A 25,401-nucleotide genomic window follows, 5' to 3' on the forward strand; every position below is an offset into this window, starting at 1 on the left:
TCGGACCGGACGGTCAGACCGCGGCAGGCTCCTCCGTCGGGGCGAGGCGTGCATCCACACGGGCCACCCGGTCGATGGACCGCAGCACCAGCCAGCCGGCCACCACGACCACCGCCGTGAACACCAGCAGCCACAGCAGGTTGCCGCCGGGCGGCGCCCAGGCCGGCGTGCCGAACAAGAACTGCTTGAGCGAGCCGATCGGGGTCACCGAGTATCGCCGCAGCGTGTTCTCGAAGGCGTAGACCTGCCCGAACGCCAGCACGATCACCACGAGCCAGCCGAACCGCCTCCAGACCGCGGGGGCCCGCTCCACCCGGATGCGCCGGCCGAGCACGACCGAGTGTCCCACCAGCAGACAGAGGAACAGCGGCATGTTGTACCTGCCCTGCCAGATGATGCCGCCTCCGGTGATGTACGCGGCCTGCACGATGGGCGGGAGCAGGATGAAGGCGCCGAACAGCACCCAGGCGAAGACGAGCATCCGGGAGCGGAGGAGCACGAGGGCGGCGGCGAGCAGGATGCCGACGAGGGCCGACCAGATGAAGAACACCTCGGGAGGGGCCGGCGTGTCGAGCCAGCCGAAGATGCCGATCAGGCCGTGGCTGTACTCGGTGGTGCGCACGAGGGTGATGAAGAAGCCGCTCAGCGGGTTGGTGCCGACGCCGAGGAAGCTCTGCGGCGTCTGGTCCGGGTTCTCGACGGCGTTGTAGAGCGAGTTGGTCCCGACGGTCCAGGCCAGGGCGGCGATGGTCGCGAGCACGACGCCCGCCGCCGCGGCGATCACGGGCGGTCGCCGCAGCAGCGAGACGACCTGCCGCCACGGGACGAGCGCGAACGGGATGAGGATGGCCAGCAGCACCCACAGCGGCGAAAGCCCGCGCGTGTTGACCGCCACCGCTCCACCGGCCAGCACGATCATCGCGCGCGACAGCAGCCGGGAGCGGTCAGGGTCGAGCACGGCGGCCATGATGCCGACGAACACGGCGAGGGTGGCCGTGGCCTCGATGCCGTTCGGGTTCACCGAGCCGCCGAGGAAGAGCAGCATCGGCGTCACTGCGACCGCGAAGCCGAGCACCGGGATGGCGCGGCGCCGCATCCCCCACAGGATCGAGAACGCGAGCGCGGCGAACAGCGAGGTGACGATGCCGCTGACGATCCGCATCGCGTAGATGCCGGAGGTGTCGTGCAGGAGCAGCGTCGGCCAGCCGACCAGCAGGTAGTACACCGGGTTGTAGAGCCCGGCGGTGGTGTACGAGGTGGTGAGGGCCCCAGGGTCGGTGAGTGGGGCGAGCCCGCACTCGGCCGGACGCTCCTGATGGAAGGCGAAGCAGGTGTCCAGCTGGGTGCGCGCGACGTACGCGGGGACGGTGACCCGGTGGCCGTCCTTCGATGGCGTTCCGATGAACTGGCCGCGCGCGACGCTCGCCGCCTTGACGATGTGCGCAGGCTCGTCCGGGGATGCACCGATCGGGGTGGCGATCGCCCAGCTCGCGCAGAGGGCGGAGAGCAGCACCCAGACCACCACGAAAGCGCGCCAGACCCTGGGCCGGTCGCCGGGGAGGGTGGATGGGCCGGCGGTCGGCATGCTGGCGGTGGTGCTCACCCTGCGCTACTCCTTTTCGTCGCTGAGTGCGGCGATGCGCTGCTCCAGCTCGGCGATCCGCAGCTCGTGCAGAGCGCTGCGCTCTGCGAGGGTGCGGGTCTTGCTCTCGAGGGTGGTCAGTTCGGAGCTGTGCTGGATGCAGACCAGGAACAGCACGGCGATGCTCACGAAGAACACCAGGTTCACCGGAGCCCCGACGCCGATCAGTCCGGCCGCCCAGTCCAGGATGGTCGGGAAGACGCCGATGATCAGCGCGAGCACACCGGCGATGAGCCACCAGATCGCGTGGCGTTCGCGCATCCGGCCGCGTCGCAGCATCTCGATCACCACAGCGAGGGTGAGCAGGGCTGCGAGGATTCCGAAGATGTAACTGGTGATCGACATGGTCAGGCCGTTGCCGTTTCCTTGATGGCGGTGCGGGGGCGCATGAGCGCGACGAGGAGGGCGATGAAGGCGCGGGCCAGGTAGACGGCCGCCTTGATCGGGTTGTGCGACGGCTGGCCGCCAGCGCGGGGACGCATCGAGGTCGGCACCTGGGCGACGCGCAGACCGCCGCGGGCGGCGATCACCAGCGCCTCGATGGTGTCTCCGAGGTATTCGGCGGGGAAAGAGTGCGCGAACAGGGCGATGGCGCGCGGACCGGCGGCCTTGAAGCCGCTGGTGGTGTCGTTCAGGCGCGTCCGAACGACGCGGCTGAGGACGGTCGAGAGCACGTTCATGGCCCAACGGCGCGGGCCACGAACCTCGTAGTCGCCTTCGCCGGAGAAGCGGGCGCCGATCACCAGGTCTGCGCCGTCGAGGGCAGCGATCAGGGACGGCACGTTGCCAGGGTCGTGCTGACCGTCCGCGTCGATCTGCACGGCGACGGAGAAGCCGTTGTCCCTCGCGAACTGGTAGCCGAGGCGCAGTGCTCCGCCGACCCCCATGTTGAACGGCATGGATGCGACCAGGGCCCCCGCCTCCTTGGCGATGCGCGCCGTGTCGTCGGTCGAGCCGTCGTCGACGACGAGGCAGGTGACGCCGGGAAGTTTGGCGTAGACCTCGGCGACGACGGCTGCGACGGATGCCTCCTCATTGAAGGCGGGCATCACGATCAGCGTCTGGGAGAGATCGAAGGGCATGGAAGTCAACGTACTAGATCGGTGTGGGCGTCAGAGCGGGTGCGACCGGCCGGTCGGGAGCTCGGCTGTCGGTTCGATATTCTCGCACGTCCTGCTGAGCGCCCTGATCAGGAACCAGACGGACAGCCCGGTCGCGATGGCGAACACGACGGCGACGGTCGGCCATCCGCCCGGCGGCTGCCACTGCGGCGCCCTGATCATGTCGATCCAGGTGAGGTTCGGCTGCAGCCCGGTGACGTACCGGCGGAGCATCCACAGGAACGCGGCGAGCTGGCCGATGCCGAGCAGCACGACGGACACGCGCATCACGGCGGTGAGCCGCCTGTCGGCGGCCGGCAGGGCGCGGTCGAGCCCGATCCCCGCGAGGATCGCGAGGAGCACGGCGGGTGCGATGGTGTACCTGCCCTGCCAGATGTATCCGGCGTCGTGGATGACCGCCGCCTGCGAGAACGGCGGCACGAACACGATGGCGAGGCCCAGCAGGAGCGCGCCGATCTTCACGGGGCGGGGGCCGAGAGTCGCGCCGAGCAGGATCACCAGGCCGCCGACGCTCGCCCACACGGCCACGGAGAGCGCAGGCGCCGGGATCTCCAGCCAGCCGAACTGGGCGATCCAGCCGACCATGAAGCTGAACGTGTTGTCGATGGTGTTGGAGAATCCCTGCCACCAGCTGCTGCCCGCTCCTACGGGCGCGTACCCGGGCGTCAGCGACCGTGGCCGCAGGTAGAACAGGGTCGCCGCCACGGCGACGGCGCCGATCACGACGATGCCCACCCAGGTCAGCCACGACCGGAACACCGTGCGCAGCACGTCCCGCCTGCCGAGCAGCAGCGCGATCACGAACGCGAGCGCCAGCCACAGCATCGCGATGCTCCTGGTGTTCACCAGCAGCAGGCTGACCACCACGATGCCCAGGATGCGCAGCACCAGCCACCGCCCGGCCGCCGGCGTTCCGAAGGTCAGCAGCAGGAGCGCGAACGCCGCGGCGGAGGCCGCGACCTCAATGCCGTTCGGGTTGAGCGTCCCGGAGAGGAACAGCACCATGGGGGTGACGCCGACCGCGAGCCCGCCGAGCGCCCAACGGGAGCGGGGGAGGCTCCGCAGTGCCGTGAAGGCGAGCGCGAGCAGGGCGGAGCAGAGCAGCGCGTTCACGAGCCGCATCGCGTACAGCCCCTTCGCGCCGTCGAGGAACGCGGTCGGCCAGCCGACGAGCACGTAGAAGACGGGCGTGTTCACGGTGGTCGACGTGTGGCCGGTGGTCGGCGCATCCGGGTTCTGGATGGGGGTGACGCAGGAGGCCGTGACGGCCACGTTCCTCTTGAAGCACGGCATGTGCGACTCGAGTTTCGCGAAGTAGGTGGAGACGGTCTGGTCGATGGTGCCGGGGATGGTCTTCGACTCCGGCCCCCAGAGCTCGCCGTGGGCCGCGGCGTTGGCGCGGATGGCGTGCGCAGGCTCGTCCGGGCTCGCGCCGGGAGGGGTGGCGACCGAGAAGCTCGCCATCAGGAGGAACAGCAGCCCGAAGGCGATGCCGAACACGGTCAGCGGGCGGCGAGCGGGGCGGATGTCCCCGTCGTGCTGGGTCATGCACCGTCCTGTCGTCGTCCGGATGGCCGATGGCCCGGTGGTGAGGTAGGTTCGGTTCTCGAACAACCGGGTTCCATCGGAGAGGAACACAGTGGACGATATCACCCGTCGCCCCGCGTCCCGCTGGTGGGTGGCCGGTGTGCTGCTCGTCTTCGTCGCGGCCGGGCTGGTCGTCGTCGGGGCTGGCTGGACCGTGTGGGTCCTCGCCGCTGCCGCCGCCCTCTGCCTGGCCACGGGCGTCGCCGCGTTCGCCGGCTGGAGCCTCGGTGTGGTCTCCGCCATCGCCGTCCCGCTCGCGGTCGAGGCGTACGGCATCCGGATCTTCCACAGGATCGGGCTCGGCGTCTTCACCGGCAACCTGCTCGTCCTGGTCGTGATCGCGCTGGCCGGGCTGGTGCTCGTCGCGCTGAGCGGCGACCGGATGCGCCTGCCGGGCAGAGCCGTCTGGTGGGGCGTCCTCCCCGCGGCCGTCGTGCCCGCGATGGTCGGGACGGTCTTCGCGATCCTGCCCGCCCTGCGCGACGGCAACGCGCTCTCCTGGGCGATGCGCAGCGACGCCGTCTGGAACCTGGTGTCCGCGCGCTTCCTGCTCGACGACCGCGGCCTGAACCCGTCGCTGCACCCGAACTCGTCTCCGATGACCGCCATCCTGCTCGCGGCCGGTATGGCGCCGGGCAGGGCCGGGGCGAAGACGACCGAGCTGTTCCACCACGACATCGCCGCGATGGCAGGCGTGTTCGCGCTCGCGACGGTCATCACGAGCCTGCTCGCCGGCCTGATCGTCGCGCAGCTGGTGCGGCCGGAGCATCCGGTGTTCCGTGCGATCGGGGCCGTACTCGGGTCTGCACTGATCGCATCCTGGTTCGTGGCAGGCTTCTCGTTCGAGTTCGGCTTCTACAACGTGATGCCGACGGTCGCCTGCCTGCTCGGCAGCTGGCTCGCCTGGCGGGCGGCGCCGCGGGCTCCTGTGGTGGCCGTCGCGCTGCTGCTGGCGATGACGACCGCACTGCTGGCGCTCTGGGCGTTCCTCGCCATCGTGCCGCTCGCGCTCGCCGCGGTGGCCGCCATCCGGCTCATCCTGCGCCGCCCCCGGTCGTTCGGCTGGCTGTCCTGGACGATCCTCGCCGTCGCGGGCGCCCAGCTGCTGGTGTATGCCGTGCTGGTCTCCCTGCGCGACCTGCGCCGCGACCAGGGCGAGCTGGCCCAGGGCGGTTCGATGGCGCCGGTGAGCCCCGCCCTGTTGTTCATCCTGATCGGCCTGGCGGTAGCGATCACGGCGGTCACCGCCCGCACGGCGGCACACCGCGCCGACCTCACGGGCGTCGTCACGGTGTCCGCGGCGCTGGCCGGGCTGTACGCGTACCTCGGGACGCAGGTGCAGGCCGACGCGTACTGGTGGGGCTACTACCCGGCGAAACTCGTCTGGTTCGGCGGCATCCTGCTGCTGGTGGTGGTGATCGGTCTTGCGCTCGACCGGCTGTCGCGGGTCGACCTCGCCGTATGGCCCCGGGTGGCGGCGACGGCGGGCGTGCTCATCGCCATCGTCGCGATCGCGGCCAGTGTGCTGCCCAAACCGCCGACGCTCGGCGCACTGGTGCCGTACGGCGACATCCTCGCGGGGGAGGGTGTCGCCTCCGGAGACGACGTGCTCCCGGCGATGTTCGCCCTCGACGACCCGACCGACGCCAAGAACATGTTCGTCGGCTATTACGACTGGAAAGCCGACGGCTTCGCCAACCTCTGGCTCCTCGGAGCATCGGCGACCAGCGGCACCGACCCGATCCGCCCGTATTCGTACTACCTGGACGTCCGCTCGCTGAAAGACGTCTGCTCCGCGGTGAAGGCGTGGGACGGCGGCGTGACCATCCGCACGAGGGACGAGACGCTGCGGGCGAAGCTCGCGGCGACCTGCCCCGGCCTGGACGCGACGGTGCTGGTGGGGCGTATCCCGGTCAGCGGGTGAGGTCGGCGGCCCTGCTCACCGCTGTCGCCACCCCAGAAACACGTGCCGCAGCAGCGCCCGCAGCCCGGCCCCGTCGCGCTTCGCGAGCGCCGACGGCAGCTTGGTCGCCGCGTTCAGCCGCGACGACCAGTGCGCCGACGCGACGCGCGCCGCCCTGCGCCAGCCGTGCCGCCGCAGCACGCCCGCCTTCGTGAGGAAGAAGGCGCGCTCCTCGTCGAAGCGGGTGCCGTCCTGCGCCGTCCAGGAGGAGACGCTGCCCGCGTGCCTCCGGTAACGGAACTCGTGGTCGGGCAGCAGCACCAGGCTGCCGCCGTCGAGCACGATGTCGATCTGCAGGTTGAGGTCGAGCACGACGTCGAAGTCGGGGTCGAAGCCGTGGCGTCGCACCGCCTCCGTTCGCCAGCAGATCGACGGGAAGTACGTCCAGTTGCCGCGCAGCAGGCTCACCGCGATGGCTTCCCCGCTGAGCTCGATCGGCGCGCTGTGGGTGGGCCGGTACCAGCCTTTGACCCGGTCGGCGAGGGGGAGCGTCTCGCGGCCGTCGTCGCCGATCACGGTCACCGCCGGCTGGAAGTATGCGCCCGTGGGATGCGCGGCGATGGCGGCGCGCATCCTGGCGATGTAGCCGGGCTCCAGGAGGTCGTCGCAGCCCATCAGGACGAAGTGCTCACTCGTCACCAGCTGCACCGACTTGGTGAAGTTGCCGCTCACACCGAGGTTCGTCTCGTTGCGCAGATAGTGGATGCGCGGATCGCCGAGCGCGCTCACCCACTCGCCGGGCTCCGTGTCCGGGTACACGTCGTCGATCACGACGAGACGCCAGTCGTCGTCCGTCTGGGCGATGACGCTCTGGACGGCGTCGCGGAACAGCTGGGGGTCGCCGTAGAACGGCATCATGATGTCGATGGTCACGGTGGAGGTTTTCGTCCGCTCGGAGCTTTTCGTCGTATGGTTGGCCTGCCGCGCCCGAGGCGCAGAGCATCCATCCTGTCATGCCACCCCTGGAGTCTCCCATCACCAGCTATGAGCCGCTCAACGAGCCGATTCCCGACGAGTGGGAGACGCAGCCGGCCGGGTCGGGCGGGCGTTCGTCCGTCGTCCTGATCCTCGGTGCGACGGTCGTCTCCGGACTCGCGGGATACGTGGTCACCTGGCGTGTGTTCACCTCGGTGGGCGCCGCGGGCTACGGCGTGTTCTCGGTGTTCTGGTCCGCGCTGTTCCTGGTCGTCGGCATCCTGTTCGGGCTGCAGCAGGAGTCGACGCGTGCCGTGGCGCAGACCGCCGTCCAGGCCGTGGATGCGGGCGCCGGCCGAGTGGGCGCAGGAGCGGCGGCCGCGGTCCGCCGCACCTCCATGTGGTCGTTCGCGGCGATGGTCGCGGTGGTCGTCGTGATCGCCGTGCTGGCGACCAGCCTGCTCTGGGCGACACCGAGCCTGGGCGCGCAGAACGCCGGCCTCGCCTGGTTCGTCGCGTTCGGCGCCGGCCTCAACTGCCTGGTGGCCGCCGCATCCGGCGTCATGGCCGGGGCGGGGATGTGGCGGCAGCTCGCCGCGATCGTCGCGCTCGACGGCGTGCTGCGCGTGATCGGCGTCGTCGCCGTACTGGCGTTCACCGACGACCTCGTGGCGCTCGCCATCGCCGTCATCCTGCCGTTCCCCGTCTCGCTGGCGATCGTGTTCGCCTCGGCCCCGAAGGCGCTCGTCGCCAACGCGCGGGTGAGCATCGGGCTCTCCACCCTGATCGCGAACACCGGCAGGACGATGCTGGCTGCGTCCGCGACCGCCGTGCTCATCAACGGCTTCCCTCTGGTGCTGTCGTTCTTCTCCGGACCGGACAACCATGCGGACCTCGGCTCGCTCGTCCTCGCCGTCACGCTGACGAGGGCGCCCATCCTGGTGCCGCTGATGGCGCTGTCGAGCTTCCTGGTCAGCCAGTTCTCGCACCATCCGGAGCGCGCCACCCGCACCATGCTGACGATCATCGCCGGGATCGCCGCGGTGATCGTGGTGCTCTGCCTGGCCGCCTGGCTGTGGGGCGTGCCCGTGATGCAGTTCGTCTTCGGCGCGCAGTTCGACCTCGGCGCCGACGTGCTGGTGGCCCTGATCGCGTCCTCCGGGCTGATCGGCGCGCTCTGCGTGAGCGGCTCCGCCGTGCTCGCGAAGGGGCTGCACGGGGGATACGCGACCGGGTGGGTGGTGGCGTCGCTCGTCTCGCTCGCCGTGCTGTTCATCCCGCTCGACCTGCCGATCCGCGCGGCGCTCGCCCTCGCCTCCGGACCGGCCGTCGGGCTCGTGGTGCACCTGGTGTGGCTGCGGGTCAGCTCTGGTCGTGCCGTGCCAGCCGAAGTCGCCAGCTCATCCCCTGCGAGGCCTTGACCGCGCAGATCACGAGGAGCAGCCAGCCGGCCTCCACCAGGATCGAGCTCTCGAACACGCTGGTCACGAGCAGGGCGACCAGCACGAGGGGCGCCCAGGCGTAGACCACGCTGCGCTTGTTGGACGCGAGCAGCCACGAGCGGCCGAACGCGAGCGCGACCAGCGCGACGAACAGCAGCAGCCCGATGATGCCCACCTGCAGGTAGACGTCGAGATAGGCGTTGAGGCCGTCCGAGTGGTAGACGCCCGTGGCCGCTTGGATGGCCGTGAACGGGTACAGCTCGGTCGGCCAGCTGCCCACCCAGCCCCAGCCGACGGTCTGCTCCACCGGGATGAGTTCCCAGATCTGGATCCACAGCTTGTAGCGCACCTGGAAGTCGGCCCTGGCGTTCAGCAGGTCGATGACCCTGGTGCGGTAGATGTACGCCGAGACGAGGACGGCGATGGTGAACACCGCGAGACCCCACTGGTAGTAGGGCCGCTGGTGCGCAGGCACCTTGCGCAGGCCGAACAGCGCCAGCGTCGCGAGGCCGACGACCACGGCGACCGCCGCGATGACGGGGGAGTGCGCGAACAGCAGACAGAGCACGGCCAGCGAGATGGAGACGGCGGCGAGCGGCGCCCGCACCGACCGCGTCCTCAGCTCGACGAGGAACGTCACGAACGCGATCAGCGCCACGATGCTCAGCGCGTTCCGCGACCCGAACAGTCCCTGGATCGGGCCGCCGAGCGCGATGTTGCCCTGGATGCCGAGGAACCGGATGGGCAGGTCCAGCAGGATTCCGCTCAGCACCTCCAGGGCGAGGGATGCGGTCAACAGCACCCGGAGCACGTCGCCGACGACGCGCACGATCTGGATCGCATCCCGCACCAGGGCGATGTAGACGGCCAGGAAGGCGAAGCTCAGCTGGTAGATCACCCCGGCGAGCGTGGCCCACTGGTACGTGCTCCAGAAGATCGAGATGGCGCACCAGCCGACGAACAGGAGGATCGAGATCGGCAGCAGGCCGTGCCACTCGATCAGCTTCCTCTGCGCGACGAACGACAGTGCGGCGAGCACGACCACGACGCCGAGCGCGCCGATGAGCCCCGGCCAGCCGATGAGAGCCCGGATCGCGTGGGTCGAGAACCCGACACCGACGGCCACCAGCGAGAGCGCCGAATTGAACCGTGCCGAGCCCAGGAATTCGGTCACCGCGACGGGGACCAGGGTTCGACGGGTCGCGGCCATGAACGCAATCCTACGGTGTGCTCTGCTTCGTCTTCACGGACAGCACCACGAGCAGCGCCCACCCCGCTTCGATCAGGATGCGGCTCTCCGCTGCGCTCTGCGCGATGAGCGCGGCGATCAGCAGCAGGGGCAGCAGCCCGAGCGCGGTGTACGGCTTGTCGTCGGCGATCGTGGTCCTCGGCCGGTCGACGGCGAAGAACCAGGAGCGGCCGAGCGTGGTCGCGACCAGCAGGATGAACACCACGAGTCCGACGATGCCGAGCTGCAGCCAGACGTCGAGCCAGGCGTTGTGCGCCTGCAGGTAGGTGACGCCGTTGCGTTCGGCGAGGTTCTTGAACGGGGAGACCCACGGCGCCCAGTAGCTCACCCAGCCCCAACCGAACACCGGGCGTTCCTGCGCCAGTCCGATCACCGAGTGCCAGATGTCGAGGCGCCCCGTCAGGTCCTCGCTCTTGCCGAACAGGGCGGGGATGCGCGAGGCGAACGCGATCAGCAGCCCGGCGGCCACCACGACGAGCGCGGCGGCGGTGAGGTAGACGGGACGGCGCCGGTCCGGCGCGACTCTGCGCATCCACAGGGCGAACGCGAACACGACGGCGGTGGCCAGCCCGGCCACGATCACCGTCGACGAGCGGGTGAGAGCGAGCGTCCCGACCGCGATCACCAGCCAGGTGATGCCCGCCCCGCGGCGCACGGTGCGGTCGGCGAGCTGGATGCCGAACACGATCACGGCCAGCAGCGCCACCATCGCCAGCAGGTTGCTGTTGCCCTGGATGCCCTGAATCTGCCCGCCGTGGAACAGCAGCCCCCTGCTCCAATAGAACGCCGACGGCAGCTTGCCCTCGGGGTACGACGCCCAGAACGGCAGCACAGGATGCCGCACGAACGCGGCCACGACGAACTCGAACAGCAGCGAAAGCCCCAGGATCCAGCGGAACGCGTTCGCCAGCGCGCGCAGCAGCTGCGGCCAGTCGAGGGCGAGCGCCAGGTAGAGCGCGCCGGCAGTGGTCGCGAACTGGGCGATCACGCCGAGCGCGCTCGCGCCGGGGTATGCGGACCACGCGATCGAGACGGTCGCCAGCAGGAGGAACAGCACGAGCATCCTGGGCAGCCTGCGCCAGTGGAAGGCGGGCCGCGTGCGCACCAGGACGACGATGCTCGCGGCGGCGAGCAGCCCGGCCAGCACGAAGTAGCCCGGCCAGCTGATCATGTTGCGCCAGAAATCGCCCGCGAACAGCGTGAACAGCAGCAGTGTCGCGAACGCCGCGGCGCCGGATCCGGACGCGGTGGCGGCCACGCGTGCCCGGACGGACGAAGCGGAGGGTGCGGAGGTCACCTCGGAAGACTAGCGGACGGGAATTCAAGCGTTCGGTGTCGCGACGAACACCGTCCCGTCGCCGGAGAGGGAGACGAACTCCTCGTCCGGCGTGACGAACACCGACTGCCCGCGTTCCAGCGTCAGCCCGCCGTGCGCTCCGGCGAGCTCCACCGTGCCTGCCGTGCAGATCGCGATGGCCGCACCGGGCAGCGGGATGCGCGTGGACGGCGTCCCTGCCCCGACCGCGATGTGGTCGAGCGCGAAGTCGGGCACATCCGGTCGGAACACGTCGACGCCGGGCGCCGGATGCTCCGCGGCCATCGGCGTCGCCACGATCGGACGGAAGTCCAGGATGCTCACCAGCTCCGGCACGTCGATGCGCTTCGGCGTGAGGCCGCCGCGCAGCACGTTGTCGGACGCCGCCATCAGCTCGATCCCGAGCCCCCGCAGGTACGCGTGGATGTTCCCGGCCGGCAGGTACAGCACCTCGCCCGGACGCAGCGTCGCGCGGTTGAGCAGCAGCGCGAGCACGATGCCCGGATCGCCCGGGAACGCCTCCGCGAGCATCCGGACGGTGTCTGCGGCGACAGCGAGATCGTCGCCCGCCGGGTCCGGCTCGACGGAGAGCGCTGTGGCGACGACGGCGCCGACCAGCTCGCCCACCGCAGGATCGCCGCCGAGCAGCCACTCCGTCGCGTCGCGGAGCACCGCGGTCGGCTCACCGGCGAGGGTGCCGGCGAACGACGCGATCACCGCGCGCTCGCCGTCGTCCGCCGTCTCAGCGAGCGCGGAGAACAGTGCTGCGCTGCGCTCGACGTCGCGGAAGCCGCAGAGCGCGTCGAAGGTGTCGCTGAGCGCGTAGATCAGCTCCGGCTTGTGGAACGGGTCCTTGTAGTTGCGCTCGGGGGAGTCGATGGGGATGCCCGCGGCGTTCTCCCGCGCGAACCCGGCGGCGGCCTGCTCGGACGACGGGTGCGCCTGCAGCGACAGCGGGCCGGCGGCGGCCAGCACCTTCAGGAGGTACGGCAGGTGCGCATCCTGCCGACCGAGCGAGGTCTGCGGGTCTGCTGCCGTCCACGCGGCGAGGTCCGCCGCTCCACCGGTCTGCGCCGGGTCGGCGATCACCGACGGCGATCCGGGATGCGCGCCCAGCCACAGCTCCGCCTCCGGTCGTCCGCTCGGTTCGGTGCCGAGCAGCCCGGCGATGGCAGTGGTCGAACCCCAGGCGTAGTCGCGGGGGGTATTGCCGATGCGCACAAACATCCGTCGTGGTCCCTTTCGATTCGTTAGACCAAACTACCAATCGCTTTTGCGCGGCATTGCCGGTTCCCTAGGCTGGCGCTGGTCGCCAGCCGACCCGTCATCCCGCCGTACGACGCAATGGAGCAGCTATGTCCTTCGAGTCCCTCGCCAGCGATTTCTACGGATACGAGGACCTTCTCAGCACCCAGGAGAAGGACTTCCTCGCCCACCTCCGCTCCTACCTGGAGACCGAGGTGAAGCCGATCGTGAACGAGCACTGGGAGCGGGCGGAGTTCCCGCACCAGATCATCGAGGGGCTGCACAAGACCGGCACCGTCGGGCTCGGCTTCCCGGAGACCGCTCCGTTCGAGAACTCGGCCGTGTTCCGCGGCTGGGTCGCCCTGGAGCTTGCGAGGGTGGATGCGTCCGTCAGCACTTACGTCGGCGTGCAGAACGGCCTCGCCCTCGGCGCCGTCGGCGTCTGCGGCTCCGAGGAGCAGAAGGCGGAGTGGCTGCCGAAGCTCGCCAGCGGCGAGGTGCTCGGGGCGTTCGGCCTGACCGAGCCGCTCTCCGGCTCGGACTCCGCGCAGGGCCTGCGCACGATCGCGACGCGCGACGGCGACAACTGGGTGCTCAACGGTTCGAAGCGCTGGATCGGCAACGCCACGTTCAGCGACATCACCATCATCTGGGCGAAGAGCGCGGAGGACGGCCAGGTGAAGGGCTTCATCGTTCCGACCTCGACGCCCGGGTACACCGCGACGAAGATCGAGGGCAAGCAGTCCCTCCGCATGGTGCAGAACGCCGACATCACGCTCGAGAACGTCGTCGTGCCCGAGTCGCTGCGCCTGCAGAACGCCAACACGTTCAAAGACACCGCCGCCGTGCTCCGCCTCACCCGCGCCGAGGTCGCCTGGGCGGCCGTCGGGGTCGCGATCGGCGCGTACGAGGCAGCCGTCGCGTACTCGAAGGAGCGCATCCAGTTCGGCAAGCCTCTGGGAGCGCACCAGCTCATCCAGGATCTGCTGGTCAAGTCGCTCGGCAACATCACCGCATCCATCGCCCTCTGCACGCGCGTCTCCGAGATGCTCGACACCGGCAAGCAGCGCGACGAGCACTCCGCACTCGCCAAGGCGTTCGCCACCTCCCGGATGCGCGAGACCGTCGCCTGGTGCCGCGAGATCCTGGGTGGCAACGGCATCGTGATCGACTACGACGTCGCCCGCTTCTTCGCCGACGCCGAGGCCCTCTACTCCTACGAGGGCACCCGCGAGATGAACACGCTGATCGTCGGCCGCTCGATCACCGGCCAGGCGGCCTTCGTCTAGCGGGCGATCCGTTCGGCGCCGGCGGGCCGGATAGGCTGGGCGTTCGGCAGTCGAGCGTTTGAGGAGGACCGCGTGGCGTGGTTGGTGACCGGAGGAGCTGGATACATCGGCTCGCACATCGTGCGGGCGTTCCGTTCGGAGGGCATCGACGTCGTCGTGGTCGACGACCTGTCCAGCGGGCATGAGGAGTTCGTGCCGGCGGACGTCCCCTTCTATCGGGGGACCATCCTGGACGGCGCGCTGCTCGAACGGGTCTTCGCCGAGAACAGCGTCTCCGGCGTCGTGCACGTCGCCGGTTTCAAGTACGCGGGCGTCTCCGTGCAGCGTCCTCTGCACACCTACGAGCAGAACGTGACCGCGACCGCCGTGCTGCTCGCCGCCATGCAGGAGGCGGGGGTGGATGCGATGGTCTTCTCGTCCTCCGCCGCCGTCTACGGCACGCCGGACACGGACCTCGTCACGGAGAGCACGCCGAAGAGCCCGGAGTCCCCGTATGGCGAGTCGAAGCTGATCGGGGAGTGGCTGCTGCGCGACCAGGGCATCGCCGCTGGTCTCCGCCACACCAGCCTGCGCTACTTCAACGTCGTCGGCTCCGGCGATCCTTCGCTGCGCGACACCAGCCCGCACAACCTCTTCCCTCTGGTGTTCGACGCGCTGGTGGACGGCCGCACGCCGCGCATCAACGGCGTCGACTACCCGACGCCGGACGGCACTTGCGTCCGCGACTACATCCACGTCTCCGACCTGGCCGTCTCGCACGTCGCTGCCGCGAAGCGACTGGATGCGCACGAGGCGATCGAGCCCGTCTACAACCTGGGTAGCGGCGACGGGGTCTCGGTCGGCGAGATCATGTCGACCGTCGCAGCGGTGACCGGAATCGACTTCACCCCAGAAGTGGGGCCGCGCCGCGCCGGAGATCCTGCGAGGATCGTCGCATCCGGTGAACTCGCCGCCCGGGATCTGGACTGGAGAATGCGCCACACCCTGGACGAGATGGTTCGGAGCGCCTGGGAAGCGCGCCAAGCGGCATCCTGAGCCCTCTCCTGGCCGTCCGACGGGGGTAGAACGGCCGGGCGTGTCGGGATTGTTGTGGAGCGTCGGCGCGTCGCGAACTCTCGACCAGGACTCAAGGCTTTACGATTTGCGACTTGACTCTTGCGAATGACAACGGTGTAATTATTCCAACACGTTGTCTTGCGTGCTTAGCAGTTAATGGGTGGGAGTCCGATATGACAGTTCCTGAATATCGCTCTGGAGTACCCGACGACTGGTTCATCGACCCGGTCAAACTGGGGGTTCCGGGTGTCCGGCCGAATGTCGACGACGACAATCCGCTTGCCTGGCAGTCCGACTCGCTGTGCGCTCAGACCGACCCGGAGGCGTTTTTCCCCGAGAAGGGCGGATCGACCCGCGACGCCAAGCGCATCTGCACCTCGTGCGAGGTTCGCACCCAGTGCCTCGAATACGCCCTCGCGAACGACGAGCGGTTCGGCATCTGGGGTGGGCTGTCCGAGCGCGAACGCCGCAAGCTGCGCAAGCGCGCCAGCTGAATTCGCGCCGCGCCCGATCTGCCTCCACGGATCGACGCGACGCCAACCTAGGCTGACTCCCGATGTATCCGAGAGTCACTGCCATCGTCGTCGCCCAGAGTGGCGGCCCCCACCTTCAGCGCACTCTCGACGCCATCGCGGCACAGACGAGACAACCGGATGCCGTGATCGCCGTCGACTGTGCGTCGACGGACGACGCCGCCAAGCTGCTCGCCGATTTCCGCCCCACCCAGCTGCTCTCCGTGCCGGAGAAGCTGCCGTTCGGCGCTGCCGTGGCGACCGGGGTGCGAGTGACCGCTCCTCCGTCGTCCGACCACGAGTGGCTGTGGCTGCTCGCGCAGGACACGGCACCCGAGCCCGGTGCTCTCGAAGCACTCCTCGGCGCCGTCGAGGTCTCGCCCTCCGTCGCCGTCGCAGGACCCAAGCTGGTCGACTGGGACGACGCATCCTTCATCCGTGAGTTCGGCGAGGCGATGACGCCGCTCGGCGCCGCGGTGCCGCTGGTCGAGAACGAGATGGACCAGGCGCAGCACGACGGCCTCACCGACGTGCTCGGCGTCTCGTCCGCCGGGATGATCGTCCGCCAGACCGTATGGGACAAGCTCGGCGGTTTCGACCCAGGCCTGCCGACCGCCGACGACGGACTCGATTTCTGCACCAGGGTCCGTCTCGCGGGCTTCCGCGTCTCCCTCGTCGCCCAGGCCAGGGTGGCCATCGCCGGCGACGGTGTCGCAGGACCCAACCTCTCGCGCAAGTGGACCGTGCGGCGCCGCCTCACCAAGGAACGGCGAGCGGCCCAGCTGCACCGCAGGATGGTCTACGCGCCTGCCGCTGCCGTGCCGTTCCACTGGCTCAGCCTCGTGCCGCTCGCGATCCTTCGCTCCATCGGCCGCATCCTGCGCAAGGAACCGGGCTCGGTCGGCGGCGAGCTGGCCGCGGCGTTCAGCGTCGCGTTCTCCGGGATGCGCGTGAGCAACGCCCGCCGCACGCTCGCCCAGAACAAGACCGTCGGCTGGGCGGCCGTCGCCCCGCTGCGCATCCCGTTCGACGAGGTGCGGCGTGGACGCGCGCTGAAACGCGAGGCCGCGCAGGTCGGCCAGCAGGGCGAGCGACAGGAACTCGACTTCTTCGGTACGGGCGGCGGCTGGACGGTGCTCGCTGCACTGGTCATCGGCGTCGCCCTGTTCTTCCCGCTCTTCGGAAGCGCGGCACTCACCGGGGGAGGGCTGCTCCCTCTCAACGCGTCGGTCGGCCAGCTGTGGGCGAACCTCGGCTACGGCTGGCGGGATGTCGGGCTCGGCTTCACCGGAGCCGCCGACCCGTTCGCGGCGGTGCTCGCCGTGCTCGGAACGCTGACCTTCTGGCAGCCGTCCGTCTCGATCGTCGGCCTCTACTTCCTCGCGGTCCCGCTGGCAGCGCTCGGCGCCTGGCTGGCGGCGGCGCGGCTCACCTCCAAGACGACGCTGCGCATCTTCGCCGGCCTCGCCTACGCACTCGCGCCGACACTGCTGGTGGCGCTGCAGGGCGGCCGTCCTGCTGCCGTGCTCGCGCACGTGCTGCTCCCGTGGCTGTTCTTCGCCGGGCTCGCCGCTCGCCGGTCGTGGGCGGCCAGCGCCGTCACCGCGCTGCTCGCCGCGGCGACAGCGGCGTGCGCGCCCGTGCTCATCCCGGCCCTCGTGGTCGCCTGGATCGCGGCCATCGCGTTCGGTGGGCGCCGTGCCGCACGCATCGCGTTCATCCCGTTGCCCGCTGTTGTGCTGTTCGCTCCTCTGGTCTGGCAGCAGATCTCCCGCGGGGCGTGGCTGTCGATCTTCGCCGACCCCGGCGTCGCACTGGATGCGCGACAGACCCCGGCCTGGCAGCTCGCCCTCGGCTTCCCGGACGGCACGCTCGGCGGCTGGCACGCGCTCGGCTCCGTGCTGCCGTTCGACCTCGCCGAGGCCGCCCCGAACATCATCGTGCCCATCCTGCTCGCGCCGCTCGGCGTGCTCGCCATCCTGGCCCTGTTCCTCCGCGGGTCGAGCAGGGCGATCGTCGCGCTGCTGGTCGCCCTGGTCGGCTTCCTCACCGCGGTCGCCGCGCTGCACGTCCAGGTGACGTTCGCCGGTTCCAGCGTCGTGCCGATCTGGCCGGGAACGGCCGTGAGCCTCTACTGGCTCGGACTGATCGGGGCAGCGGTCCTCGCGCTCTCCGCCATCGGCCGCGCCGCCGTCTACCCGGCCTGGGTCGCGCTCCTCACGCTCGCCATCGCCGCCGTCCCCTCCGCCATCGCACTGCACGACGGACAGTCGAAGGTGGTCGAGAGCGACGGACGCACCATGCCGGCCGTCGTCACGGCCAAGGCCGCCACCCAGCCCCGCACGGGAACGCTGCGCATCACGCCGCAGCCGGACGGCGGCATCGCGGCGGAACTCATCCGCGGCGCCGGGCAGACGCTCGACGCGCAGAGCACCCTCAGCTCGACGGAGCGCACGCTGTCACCCGAGCAGAAGGAGCTGGCGACGCTCGCGGGCAACCTGTCGTCCCGGAGCGGCTACGACGGCTCTCCGACGATGAAGCGCCTCGGCATCGACTTCGTGCTGCTCGCACCGGCAGCGGTGGACCTGAACCAGAGCACGGGCGGGAACGCGCCGGTGAGCGAGCCTGCCAAGGTCAGCGGCGTGCGCGCATCCACCGCCCTCGACGCGAATCCGCTGCTCGCCCCCGTGGGTGCGACGGTGAGCGGGCAGCTCTGGGCGTTCGACCGCGGCACCTCGGCGGAGCCGAAGGCCGCGCTCGTCCCCGCGGACGCTGGAGGGATCTGGCGGCTGATCGTGCTGCTGGCGCAGGGCATCGTCATCGGCATCACGCTGCTCATGGCCATCCCGACCACGCGCTCGGCCGACCGCGTCGCCGAGCTGAACTCCCGCCGACCGAAGCGCCGCCACGGCGACGAGGACGACCTCGTCGTCACGCCCGACGACGAGCCGGAGCAGCCGAAGGACGGCGAAGAGGCCGTGGCTGACGAGACGCTCTCGGAGTACGAGGCGGAACCCGACGACGAGGCGGCCGTCGAGTCCTCCGAGGTGGAGGAAGCGGCGGAGCCGGAGCCAGAGCCGGAGGTTGCGCCGGAGCCTGTGGTCGAGCCAGAGCCGGTGCCTGAGCCCAGCCCGATGGCCGAGCCCGAGTCTGCCCCCGAGCCAGAGCCGGTGGTCGAGCCTGAGCCGGAGCCCGCGCCTGTCGTCGAGCCACAACCGGAGCCCGCCCCCGAGCCGCAGACCGCCGAGCCCGAGCCAGAACCAGAGCCCGCCCCCGAGCGCGACACCGCCCCGGAGCACCAGCACCCCTCATCCACCCCGGATGCGCTGGTCCCCACCCCGTCCACCCCCACGACGCTCGAGGAAGGCCTCGAGGAGACGATCATCCGCCCCCGCCGCGGAACCGAGCGAACTGAAGGAGGCGACCGTGGCTGACAAGCGTGGAATTGCCAGGGTCAGCATGCGCGTGGTCGGCGGTGTGATCGGCCTCGGCGTCGCCGGCATCGCCATCGCGGGTGCATCGTTGCTGCCGCTGCCGTCGTTCCAGGTCGCAGCCCCCGTCTCGACTGTCAAGCCCGTGCCTGCCGACCAGCAGAGGGTCTGCCCCGGCCCGCTGCTCGCCCTCGCGGCCGACGCGGGCGCCGCCACCACCGCATCCCCGTTCGGCGCCCCCACCTCTACATACGGGGCGGACGGCGGCAGCGTCGACACCCGGTCGCTGAAGGCCGACGCCGACGGTTCGTCGCGCGCCGAGGCTCCCCAGGTGCTCACCGTCGCCACCCCGCAGGGCGCGAGCACCCCGCCGCTCGTCGCGGGCGCCCAGTCGCAGAGCGCGACGACCGACGACCTCGCCGGTCTCGCCGCCTCCGCCTGCGGAGAGGCGAGCGCGGACAGCTGGCTGGTCGGCGGTTCCACCGCGCTCGGCCAGACCAGCCTCGTGATGCTGTCCAACCCGACCTCGGTGCAGGCCACCGTCAACCTCTCGATCTTCGCCGAGACCGGCCAGGTGGATGCGCCGGGAGCCGCCGGCATCGTCGTCCCCGCCGGCGCGCAGAAGGTCGTCCCGCTCGCCGGGCTCGCTCCGTCCGTCGCCGCCCCCGTCGTGCACGTTCAGAGCACGGGAGGGCAGGTGCTCGCCTCGCTGCAGCAGAGCTTCGAGCAGGGCATCGACCCGCGCGGCGTCGAACTGTCCGGCGCGACAGGCTCCCCGTCGCGCGTGCAGGTGATCTCCGGCATGACCATCGCGAACCTGGCGACCATCGAGGGCGCCCAGTCCGGCGAGGGCTACGGGGCGGACCTCCCCGCCGTCCGCGTGTTCGTGCCCGGCGACCAGGATGCGGACATCACCGTCGGCGCCGTCGGCGAGAACGGCACGGCGGCAGGCAACTCGTACGCGCAGACGGTGAAGGCGGGCGTGGTCGCCGAGATCCCGCTGGATCACCTCAAGGACGGCAACTACACCGTCACCGTCCGCTCCTCCGTGCCGGTCGTCGCCGCGGCCCGCACCTCGGTCGCCGGCGCGAAGACCCACGACTTCACCTGGTTCGCCTCGTCGCAGCCGATGGGCGAAACCTTCCTGGCCGCCATCCCGTCCGCCCCGACCCCGATGGTGCACTTCGCCAACCCAGGCGAAAAGGACCAGAAGGTCACCATCGAGGGACGCAACGGCAAGCCGGCCACCCTGACCATCCCGGCCGAAGGGGCCGCGAACGTCAAGGTGGGCGCCGGGATGTACACGGTCACCGGGGGAGACGGCCTCTACGTGAGCGTCAGCTTCTCCGCCGACGGTGCCGCAAGCTCGTTCGCCCTCAACCCGCCCGGCCCGCTGGCCGCGCCGATCGAGGTGTACCCGCGCTGACCCGGCGAGAGATCGGACCGGGGATCAGAAGTGCCGGTACCGGTCCGGCGCCAAATCCCACGGGTCCTTCCCCAGCAACTCGGCGACGGCGCGGAACACGCAGCCCTCGACGAACATCCTGCGGTGGAGGTCGTCGTTGCGGTGCAGTTTGGTGAGGCGCTGGATCGGGACGCGGTAGAGCACGATGCGGCGCTGGGCGTGGTCGACGTGCCAGCGGTCGACGCCGTCGCTGCCCGTGTTGCCGATGGGGGTGGCAGCGACCTCGAAGTGCACGTCCGCGAGCTCGTTCGGCCAGACGCCTTTGAGGTAGTCGGCCGTGGAGGCGACGGTCATGTCGAAGAAGTCGATCCTGTTGTTCAGCATCGGCAGGTGGGGTCCGGTCACCGGGCCTCTCGCACCCCTGCCGTGCCTGCTGCGCCACCGGGAGGTGGCAGGCGGCTGGCTGCTTGAGCGGCGGTTGCGGGGCATGTCGCAATCCTACGTCGCCCGCGCTCGGGTATTCTGAGCCCGATGTTGAGCCGTCCATGTTCCCGCGTGGCGTGTCCACGCGATGCCGTGGCCACGCTCACCTACGTGTACGCCGACTCGATGGCTGTTCTCGGCCCGCTGAGCCTGAGCCACGAACCGCACTCGTACGACCTGTGCGCCATCCACGCCGAGCGTCTGTCCGCGCCGCAGGGCTGGCAGGTGATGCGGCACGAGGTGTTCGGTGAAGTAGGTTATGGGGCGTGAGCAGCAACAACAACGTCCCCAGCAATTCCTCTCTCGACGCCGTCGTCAAGACCTATGACATCCGCGGTCTGGTCGGCAAAGACCTGACGGAGGAGGTCGTCACCGCCATCGCGGCCGGCTTCGTCGACGAGGTCGGGGCTGCCGGGCAGGACGTGATCGTCGGCCACGACATGCGCGACTCGTCGCCCACCTTCGCCGCGGCGTTCGCCCGCGGGGCGCAGGCCAGGGGTGCCAACGTCGTGTCGATCGGGCTGTGCTCCACGGACGAGTCGTACTACGCATCCGGAGCGCTGGCGTCCGCGGCGGCCATGTTCACCGCGAGCCACAACCCGGCGACGTACAACGGCATCAAGCTCTCCCGCGCCGGAGCGCAGGGCCTCAGCATGAACACCGGGCTCGCCGGGGTGCGCGACCGTGCTGCCGTGTACCTGCACGACGGCGTCGACCCGGTGGACGAGCAGGGCGGCTTCCGCGAAGTGGATGTGCTCGCCGACTACGCCGCATACCTGCGGTCGCTCGTCGACCTGTCCGTCATCCGTCCAATCACGGTCGTGGTCGACGCCGGCAACGGGATGGGCGGACTCACCGTCCCGGCGGTGCTCGGCGAGGCCGCCGGCCTTCCCGCTCTGCCGCTCACGATCATCCCGATGTACTTCGAGCTGGACGGCTCCTTCCCGAACCACGAGGCGAACCCGCTCGACCCGAAGAACCTGGTCGACCTGCAGCGCGCGGTGGTCGAGCACGGCGCCGACCTCGGTCTCGCCTTCGACGGAGACGCCGACCGCTGTTTCGTCGTGGACGAGAAGGGCGACGCCGTCACCCCGTCGGCGGTCGCCGCGATCGTCGCGCTGCGCGAGATCGCGCGCGCCAGGCGGGAGGACCCGGACGCCGACATCACGGTCATCCACAACCTGATCACCTCCAACGTCGTCCCGGAGACCATCGAGGCCGCAGGTGCGACGCCGCTGCGCACCCGCGTCGGCCACACCCTCATCAAGGACGCGATGCGCGAATCCGGCGCCGTCTTCGGCGGGGAGCACTCGGCGCACTACTACTTCCGTGACTTCTGGAGCGCAGACAACGGGATGCTCGCGGCCATGCACCTGCTCGCCGAGTTCGGCGGCCAGGACAGCCCGCTGTCCGAGCTGTCCGCCCGGTTCACGCCGTACCCGATGTCCGGCGAGATCAACTCGACGGTCGACGACGTTCCCGCCGCGTTCACGCGCGTGGTGGAGGCCTTCACCGGTCGTGCAGAGTTCGACGAGCTCGACGGTCTGACCGTCACCGGCTTCGTCGGGGGAGACGAGCCGTTCTGGTGGTTCTCGGTGCGCCCGTCGAACACCGAGCCGCTGCTGCGACTCAACGTCGAGGCGGCGGACCTGGCGACGATGCAGCGCATCCGGGACGAGGTGCTGGCGCTCATCCGCGCCTGACGGAGAGCCGGCGCGACACACGACTGTGAGAGTCGGGCACCGGATGCGACAATGGGGCAATGGCCACAACCACCGTCGCTGAATCCACCTCCACTCTTCCGTTCAAGGTCGCAGACCTCTCCCTCGCAGAAGCGGGACGTCACCAGATCCGTCTGGCCGAGAACGAGATGCCCGGTCTCATGTCGCTCCGCGAGGAGTTCGGCGCTTCGCAGCCTCTTGCCGGCGCGCGCATCGCAGGCTCGCTCCACATGACCGTGCAGACCGCCGTGCTGATCGAGACGCTCGTCGCGCTCGGCGCCCAGGTGCGCTGGGCGAGCTGCAACATCTTCTCCACCCAGGACGACGCGGCGGCCGCCATCGCGGTCGGCCCGAACGGCACTGTGGATGCGCCGGCCGGCGTTCCCGTGTTCGCCTGGAAGGGCGAGACCCTCGAAGAGTACTGGTGGTGCACCCAGCAGATCTTCGACTGGACGGCGGAAGCGGAAGCCGCCGGGGCGGACTGGACCGGCCCGAACCTGATCCTCGACGACGGAGGCGACGCCACCCTCCTCGTGCACAAGGGCCGCGAGTTCGAGCTCGCCGGCGCCGTCCCGCACGACGCCCAGGGCGACAGCCACGAGTACCGCGTGATCCTGGCGGCGTTGCGCGCATCCCTCGCGGAGTCCTCCGACCGCTGGACCCGCGTCGCCGCGGACATCCTCGGCGTCACGGAGGAGACCACCACCGGCGTCCACCGCCTCTACGAGCTCGCCCGCGACGGCCAGCTGCTGTTCCCGGCCATCAACGTCAACGACTCGGTCACCAAGAGCAAGTTCGACAACAAGTACGGCATCCGCCACTCGCTGCCGGATGGCCTGAACCGTGCCACCGACGTGCTGATCGGCGGCAAGGTCGCGTTCGTCGCCGGCTACGGAGACGTCGGCAAGGGCGCAGCGGAGGCGCTGCGCGGCCAGGGGGCCCGCGTGATCGTCAGCGAGGTGGATCCGATCAACGCGCTGCAGGCGGCGATGGACGGCTACCAGGTGGCCCGCATCGAGTCGGTCGTCGACCAGGTCGACATCTTCATCTCCGGCACGGGCAACCTCAACGTCATCACCCTCGACCACATCCTGGCCATGAAGCACCAGGCCATCGTGGCGAACGTCGGTCACTTCGACAACGAGATCGACATGGCGGGCCTCGAAGCGCTGGAAGGCGCGGAGAAGATCGAGATCAAGCCGCAGGTGCACGAGTGGCGCCTGCCGAGCGGACGCAGCGTCCTGGTGCTCTCCGAGGGCCGCCTGATGAACCTCGGAAACGCCACGGGCCACCCGAGCTTCGTGATGAGCAACTCGTTCACCAACCAGGTGCTCGCGCAGCTCGAACTGTACGTGTCGACGGAGAACTACCCGATCGGCGTCTACGTGCTGCCCAAGCACCTCGACGAGAAGGTCGCCCGCCTCCACCTGGATGCGCTCGGCGTCGAGCTGACGACGCTCACCCCCGAGCAGGCCGCATACATCGGCGTCAGCGTCGACGGCCCGTACAAGGTCGACCACTACCGATACTGATGACACCCACCTTCACCGACCGCGAGCTGCCGGGCGGCCTCATCCTGCGCGTGCGCAGGCCGGAGGACGCCCCGGCGCTCGCGGCAGCATACGTCGCCAACCGCGGACACCTCGCGCCGTGGGAGCCCACGCGCACCGAGGAGTTCTTCACCGAGGCCGGCCAGCTCAAGCGCACCACCGAGCTGCTCGCCCTCTACGAGGCGGGCACGGCCATCCCGCTGCTCATCATGGACGGGGACGCCGTCGCCGGCGGGTTCGACCTGAGCAGCATCGTCCGTGGCGCCTTCGAGAGCGCGATGATCGGATACTGGCTCGATCGCGCGCACACCAAGCAGGGTCTCGCCTCTACGGCGCTCGCCGCGATCATCGCGGCGGCGCGCGACGAATACGGCCTGCACCGCATCCAGGCCGCGACGCTGCTGCACAACCAGGCGTCGCAGTCCGTGCTCACCCGCTCCGGCTTCGAGCGCATCGGGGTGGCCCCGAACTACCTCAAGATCGCGGGCCGCTGGCAGGACCACGTGCTGTTCCAGCGCATCCTGCACGACTGACGCGCCCGGGTCACTGACGGCCGCGGGCCGCTAAACCTCCGCGTACGCCCGCACGGGGAACGTCCCGAACCCCTCCACGGCGGGCGGCGCGGCGGTGAAGCGTGCGCCGCGGGCCGGGACGGAGCCCAGGTTGGTCAGGTGCTCGACCACGTGGATGCCCGCGGCGAGCAGCAGGGTGTGTGCCGGCCGCTCTCCTCCGCCCTCGGTGTCGTCGATGTTGAGCGAGTCGATGCCGACGAGGGCGACCCCCGCATCCACGAGGTGCTGCGCGCCCGCCTCCGTGAGGTATGGCGCGCCCGTCGCATACTCCGGACGGCCGAAGTGCGCATCCCACCCGGTGTGCAGCAGCACCGCCGAGCCCGCGAGCTCCCTGTCGTGGAAGACCGTGGCCGGGATGCCGCGCGTCCCGAGGTCGGTGAGGTGGAACACCTCTGCGCGCAGCCCGACGAGGGTGGACAGGTCGAGGGAGGCCAGGTCTCCGCCGTCCGCGTAGCGGTGGTACGGGCTGTCGAGATATGTGCCCGTGTTGCCGATCATCGTGATGATGTCCATCGCGAACTGCGTGCCCGGTGCGTACTTCGCCACGGAGTCCTCGCGGGTGAGGTGCGGGGTGATCGTGGGGGCGGGGAGCCCCGGATACGTGACGAGCCCGGCCCGGATGCGGTGGCTGAGGTCGACAACGCGGGGACGCCCGGCCTCCGGCACCCTGGCCTGCTCCGGGCTGATCCCTCTGCTGCCCCTGTGCTGCTCCTCGACGATCGAGAGCCCGTCCAGCCGGACGTCGCCGACCAGCGCGAGCCCGAGGTGCCGCACGAACAGTTCGGCGATCTGCTCCTCCGACAGGGATGCGTCCGGCAGGTCGAGCCGGAAGCCGTTCGTCTGCAGGCTGCCTCCGTTGACGAACGTCACGGTGGCGTCGAAGTGGGCGCGGTACTCGGTCAC

The 25,401-nt window shown here is 70.1% G+C and carries 21 protein-coding genes; 11 read left to right on the top strand and 10 right to left on the bottom strand.

What is annotated here, in order from left to right:
• Positions 1-13: 13 nt before the first annotated feature.
• From ACN6M5_RS18255 to ACN6M5_RS18270, 4 genes are read right to left on the bottom strand one after another with little or no spacing between them, the layout of a single operon-like run.
• Positions 14-1,603: a DUF2142 domain-containing protein gene (locus ACN6M5_RS18255; protein WP_434952049.1), complete on the bottom strand. Its 1,590-nt coding sequence runs from the start codon at positions 1,601-1,603 to the stop codon at positions 14-16.
• A gap of 6 nt (positions 1,604-1,609) precedes the next feature.
• Positions 1,610-1,987, bottom strand: a complete 378-nt coding sequence (locus ACN6M5_RS18260) for a DUF2304 domain-containing protein (protein ID WP_085369123.1) — start codon at positions 1,985-1,987, stop codon at positions 1,610-1,612.
• Between the two features lie 2 nt (positions 1,988-1,989).
• Positions 1,990-2,724 (bottom strand): glycosyltransferase family 2 protein, encoded by a 735-nt coding sequence (locus ACN6M5_RS18265; protein WP_434952053.1) that lies wholly within the window; start codon positions 2,722-2,724, stop codon positions 1,990-1,992.
• 30 nt (positions 2,725-2,754) lie between these two features.
• Positions 2,755-4,311: a DUF2142 domain-containing protein gene (locus ACN6M5_RS18270; protein ID WP_434952056.1), complete on the bottom strand. Its 1,557-nt coding sequence runs from the start codon at positions 4,309-4,311 to the stop codon at positions 2,755-2,757.
• A 91-nt stretch (positions 4,312-4,402) separates the two neighbouring features.
• Here ACN6M5_RS18270 and ACN6M5_RS18275 point away from each other — a divergent pair, with 91 nt between their 5' ends.
• Entirely contained in the window at positions 4,403-6,274 is a 1,872-nt protein-coding gene (locus ACN6M5_RS18275) for a hypothetical protein (RefSeq protein ID WP_434952059.1), read from the top strand.
• Positions 6,275-6,289: 15 nt separating this feature from the next.
• On the opposite strand, the gene ACN6M5_RS18280 is transcribed toward ACN6M5_RS18275, so the two are convergent.
• Positions 6,290-7,186 (bottom strand): glycosyltransferase family 2 protein, encoded by an 897-nt coding sequence (locus tag ACN6M5_RS18280; protein WP_434952062.1) that lies wholly within the window; start codon positions 7,184-7,186, stop codon positions 6,290-6,292.
• 80 nt (positions 7,187-7,266) lie between these two features.
• On the opposite strand from ACN6M5_RS18280, the gene ACN6M5_RS18285 reads away from it, so the two are divergent.
• Positions 7,267-8,649: a lipopolysaccharide biosynthesis protein gene (locus ACN6M5_RS18285; protein WP_434952065.1), complete on the top strand. Its 1,383-nt coding sequence runs from the start codon at positions 7,267-7,269 to the stop codon at positions 8,647-8,649.
• On the opposite strand, the gene ACN6M5_RS18290 is transcribed toward ACN6M5_RS18285, so the two are convergent.
• Genes ACN6M5_RS18290 through manA form a run of 3 tightly spaced genes read right to left on the bottom strand, consistent with a single transcriptional unit; the run spans position 8,591 to position 12,461 of the window.
• Positions 8,591-9,880: an exopolysaccharide production protein gene (locus ACN6M5_RS18290; protein WP_434952068.1), complete on the bottom strand. Its 1,290-nt coding sequence runs from the start codon at positions 9,878-9,880 to the stop codon at positions 8,591-8,593. The two genes, ACN6M5_RS18285 and ACN6M5_RS18290, sit on opposite strands and share 59 nt — an antisense overlap.
• A 10-nt stretch (positions 9,881-9,890) precedes the next feature.
• Positions 9,891-11,216, bottom strand: coding sequence for an O-antigen ligase family protein (locus ACN6M5_RS18295; protein ID WP_434952071.1), 1,326 nt, complete (start codon positions 11,214-11,216; stop codon positions 9,891-9,893).
• Positions 11,217-11,240: 24 nt separating this feature from the next.
• On the bottom strand, positions 11,241-12,461 hold the full coding sequence (gene manA / locus ACN6M5_RS18300; protein ID WP_434952073.1) for a mannose-6-phosphate isomerase, class I: 1,221 nt from the start codon (positions 12,459-12,461) through the stop codon (positions 11,241-11,243).
• A 128-nt stretch (positions 12,462-12,589) separates the two neighbouring features.
• Here manA and ACN6M5_RS18305 point away from each other — a divergent pair, with 128 nt between their 5' ends.
• The 5 genes from ACN6M5_RS18305 to ACN6M5_RS18325 all read left to right on the top strand — a co-directional run bounded on the left by ACN6M5_RS18305 (position 12,590) and on the right by ACN6M5_RS18325 (position 20,193).
• The gene (locus ACN6M5_RS18305) at positions 12,590-13,768 is read left to right on the top strand and encodes an acyl-CoA dehydrogenase family protein (protein ID WP_085369114.1); all 1,179 of its coding nucleotides are present in this window, start codon (positions 12,590-12,592) and stop codon (positions 13,766-13,768) included.
• A gap of 72 nt (positions 13,769-13,840) precedes the next feature.
• On the top strand, positions 13,841-14,803 hold the full coding sequence (gene galE / locus ACN6M5_RS18310) for a UDP-glucose 4-epimerase GalE (RefSeq protein WP_434952076.1): 963 nt from the start codon (positions 13,841-13,843) through the stop codon (positions 14,801-14,803).
• 194 nt (positions 14,804-14,997) lie between these two features.
• Positions 14,998-15,318, top strand: coding sequence for a WhiB family transcriptional regulator (locus tag ACN6M5_RS18315; protein WP_082581223.1), 321 nt, complete (start codon positions 14,998-15,000; stop codon positions 15,316-15,318).
• 62 nt (positions 15,319-15,380) lie between these two features.
• The gene (locus tag ACN6M5_RS18320) at positions 15,381-18,770 is read left to right on the top strand and encodes a glycosyltransferase family 2 protein (protein ID WP_434952078.1); all 3,390 of its coding nucleotides are present in this window, start codon (positions 15,381-15,383) and stop codon (positions 18,768-18,770) included.
• Positions 18,763-20,193 (top strand): DUF5719 family protein, encoded by a 1,431-nt coding sequence (locus tag ACN6M5_RS18325; RefSeq protein ID WP_434952080.1) that lies wholly within the window; start codon positions 18,763-18,765, stop codon positions 20,191-20,193. The genes ACN6M5_RS18320 and ACN6M5_RS18325 overlap by 8 nt, the downstream gene beginning before the upstream one ends.
• Before the next feature lie 24 nt (positions 20,194-20,217).
• On the opposite strand, the gene ACN6M5_RS18330 is transcribed toward ACN6M5_RS18325, so the two are convergent.
• Positions 20,218-20,661 carry a metallopeptidase family protein gene (locus tag ACN6M5_RS18330; RefSeq protein WP_085371336.1) on the bottom strand — a complete coding sequence of 148 codons (444 nt, stop codon included), beginning with the start codon at positions 20,659-20,661 and terminating at the stop codon, positions 20,218-20,220.
• 42 nt (positions 20,662-20,703) lie between these two features.
• On the opposite strand from ACN6M5_RS18330, the gene ACN6M5_RS18335 reads away from it, so the two are divergent.
• Genes ACN6M5_RS18335 through ACN6M5_RS18350 form a run of 4 tightly spaced genes read left to right on the top strand, consistent with a single transcriptional unit; the run spans position 20,704 to position 24,459 of the window.
• Positions 20,704-20,925 (top strand): DUF3499 family protein, encoded by a 222-nt coding sequence (locus tag ACN6M5_RS18335; protein ID WP_085371335.1) that lies wholly within the window; start codon positions 20,704-20,706, stop codon positions 20,923-20,925.
• Positions 20,922-22,358, top strand: a complete 1,437-nt coding sequence (locus ACN6M5_RS18340) for a phosphomannomutase/phosphoglucomutase (RefSeq protein WP_434952083.1) — start codon at positions 20,922-20,924, stop codon at positions 22,356-22,358. The genes ACN6M5_RS18335 and ACN6M5_RS18340 overlap by 4 nt, the downstream gene beginning before the upstream one ends.
• Positions 22,359-22,417: 59 nt before the next feature.
• Positions 22,418-23,908, top strand: coding sequence for an adenosylhomocysteinase (gene ahcY, locus ACN6M5_RS18345; RefSeq protein ID WP_434952085.1), 1,491 nt, complete (start codon positions 22,418-22,420; stop codon positions 23,906-23,908).
• On the top strand, positions 23,908-24,459 hold the full coding sequence (locus ACN6M5_RS18350) for a GNAT family N-acetyltransferase (protein ID WP_085371332.1): 552 nt from the start codon (positions 23,908-23,910) through the stop codon (positions 24,457-24,459). Before ahcY ends, ACN6M5_RS18350 begins: the two co-directional genes overlap by 1 nt.
• A gap of 30 nt (positions 24,460-24,489) precedes the next feature.
• Here ACN6M5_RS18350 and ACN6M5_RS18355 read toward each other — a convergent pair whose 3' ends face one another.
• A complete protein-coding gene (locus ACN6M5_RS18355) occupies positions 24,490-25,401 on the bottom strand; it encodes a cyclase family protein (RefSeq protein WP_434952087.1) in 912 nt (303 codons plus the stop codon).

Source organism: Leifsonia araucanica (genome assembly GCF_051161895.1).
Taxonomy (GTDB): domain Bacteria; phylum Actinomycetota; class Actinomycetes; order Actinomycetales; family Microbacteriaceae; genus Leifsonia.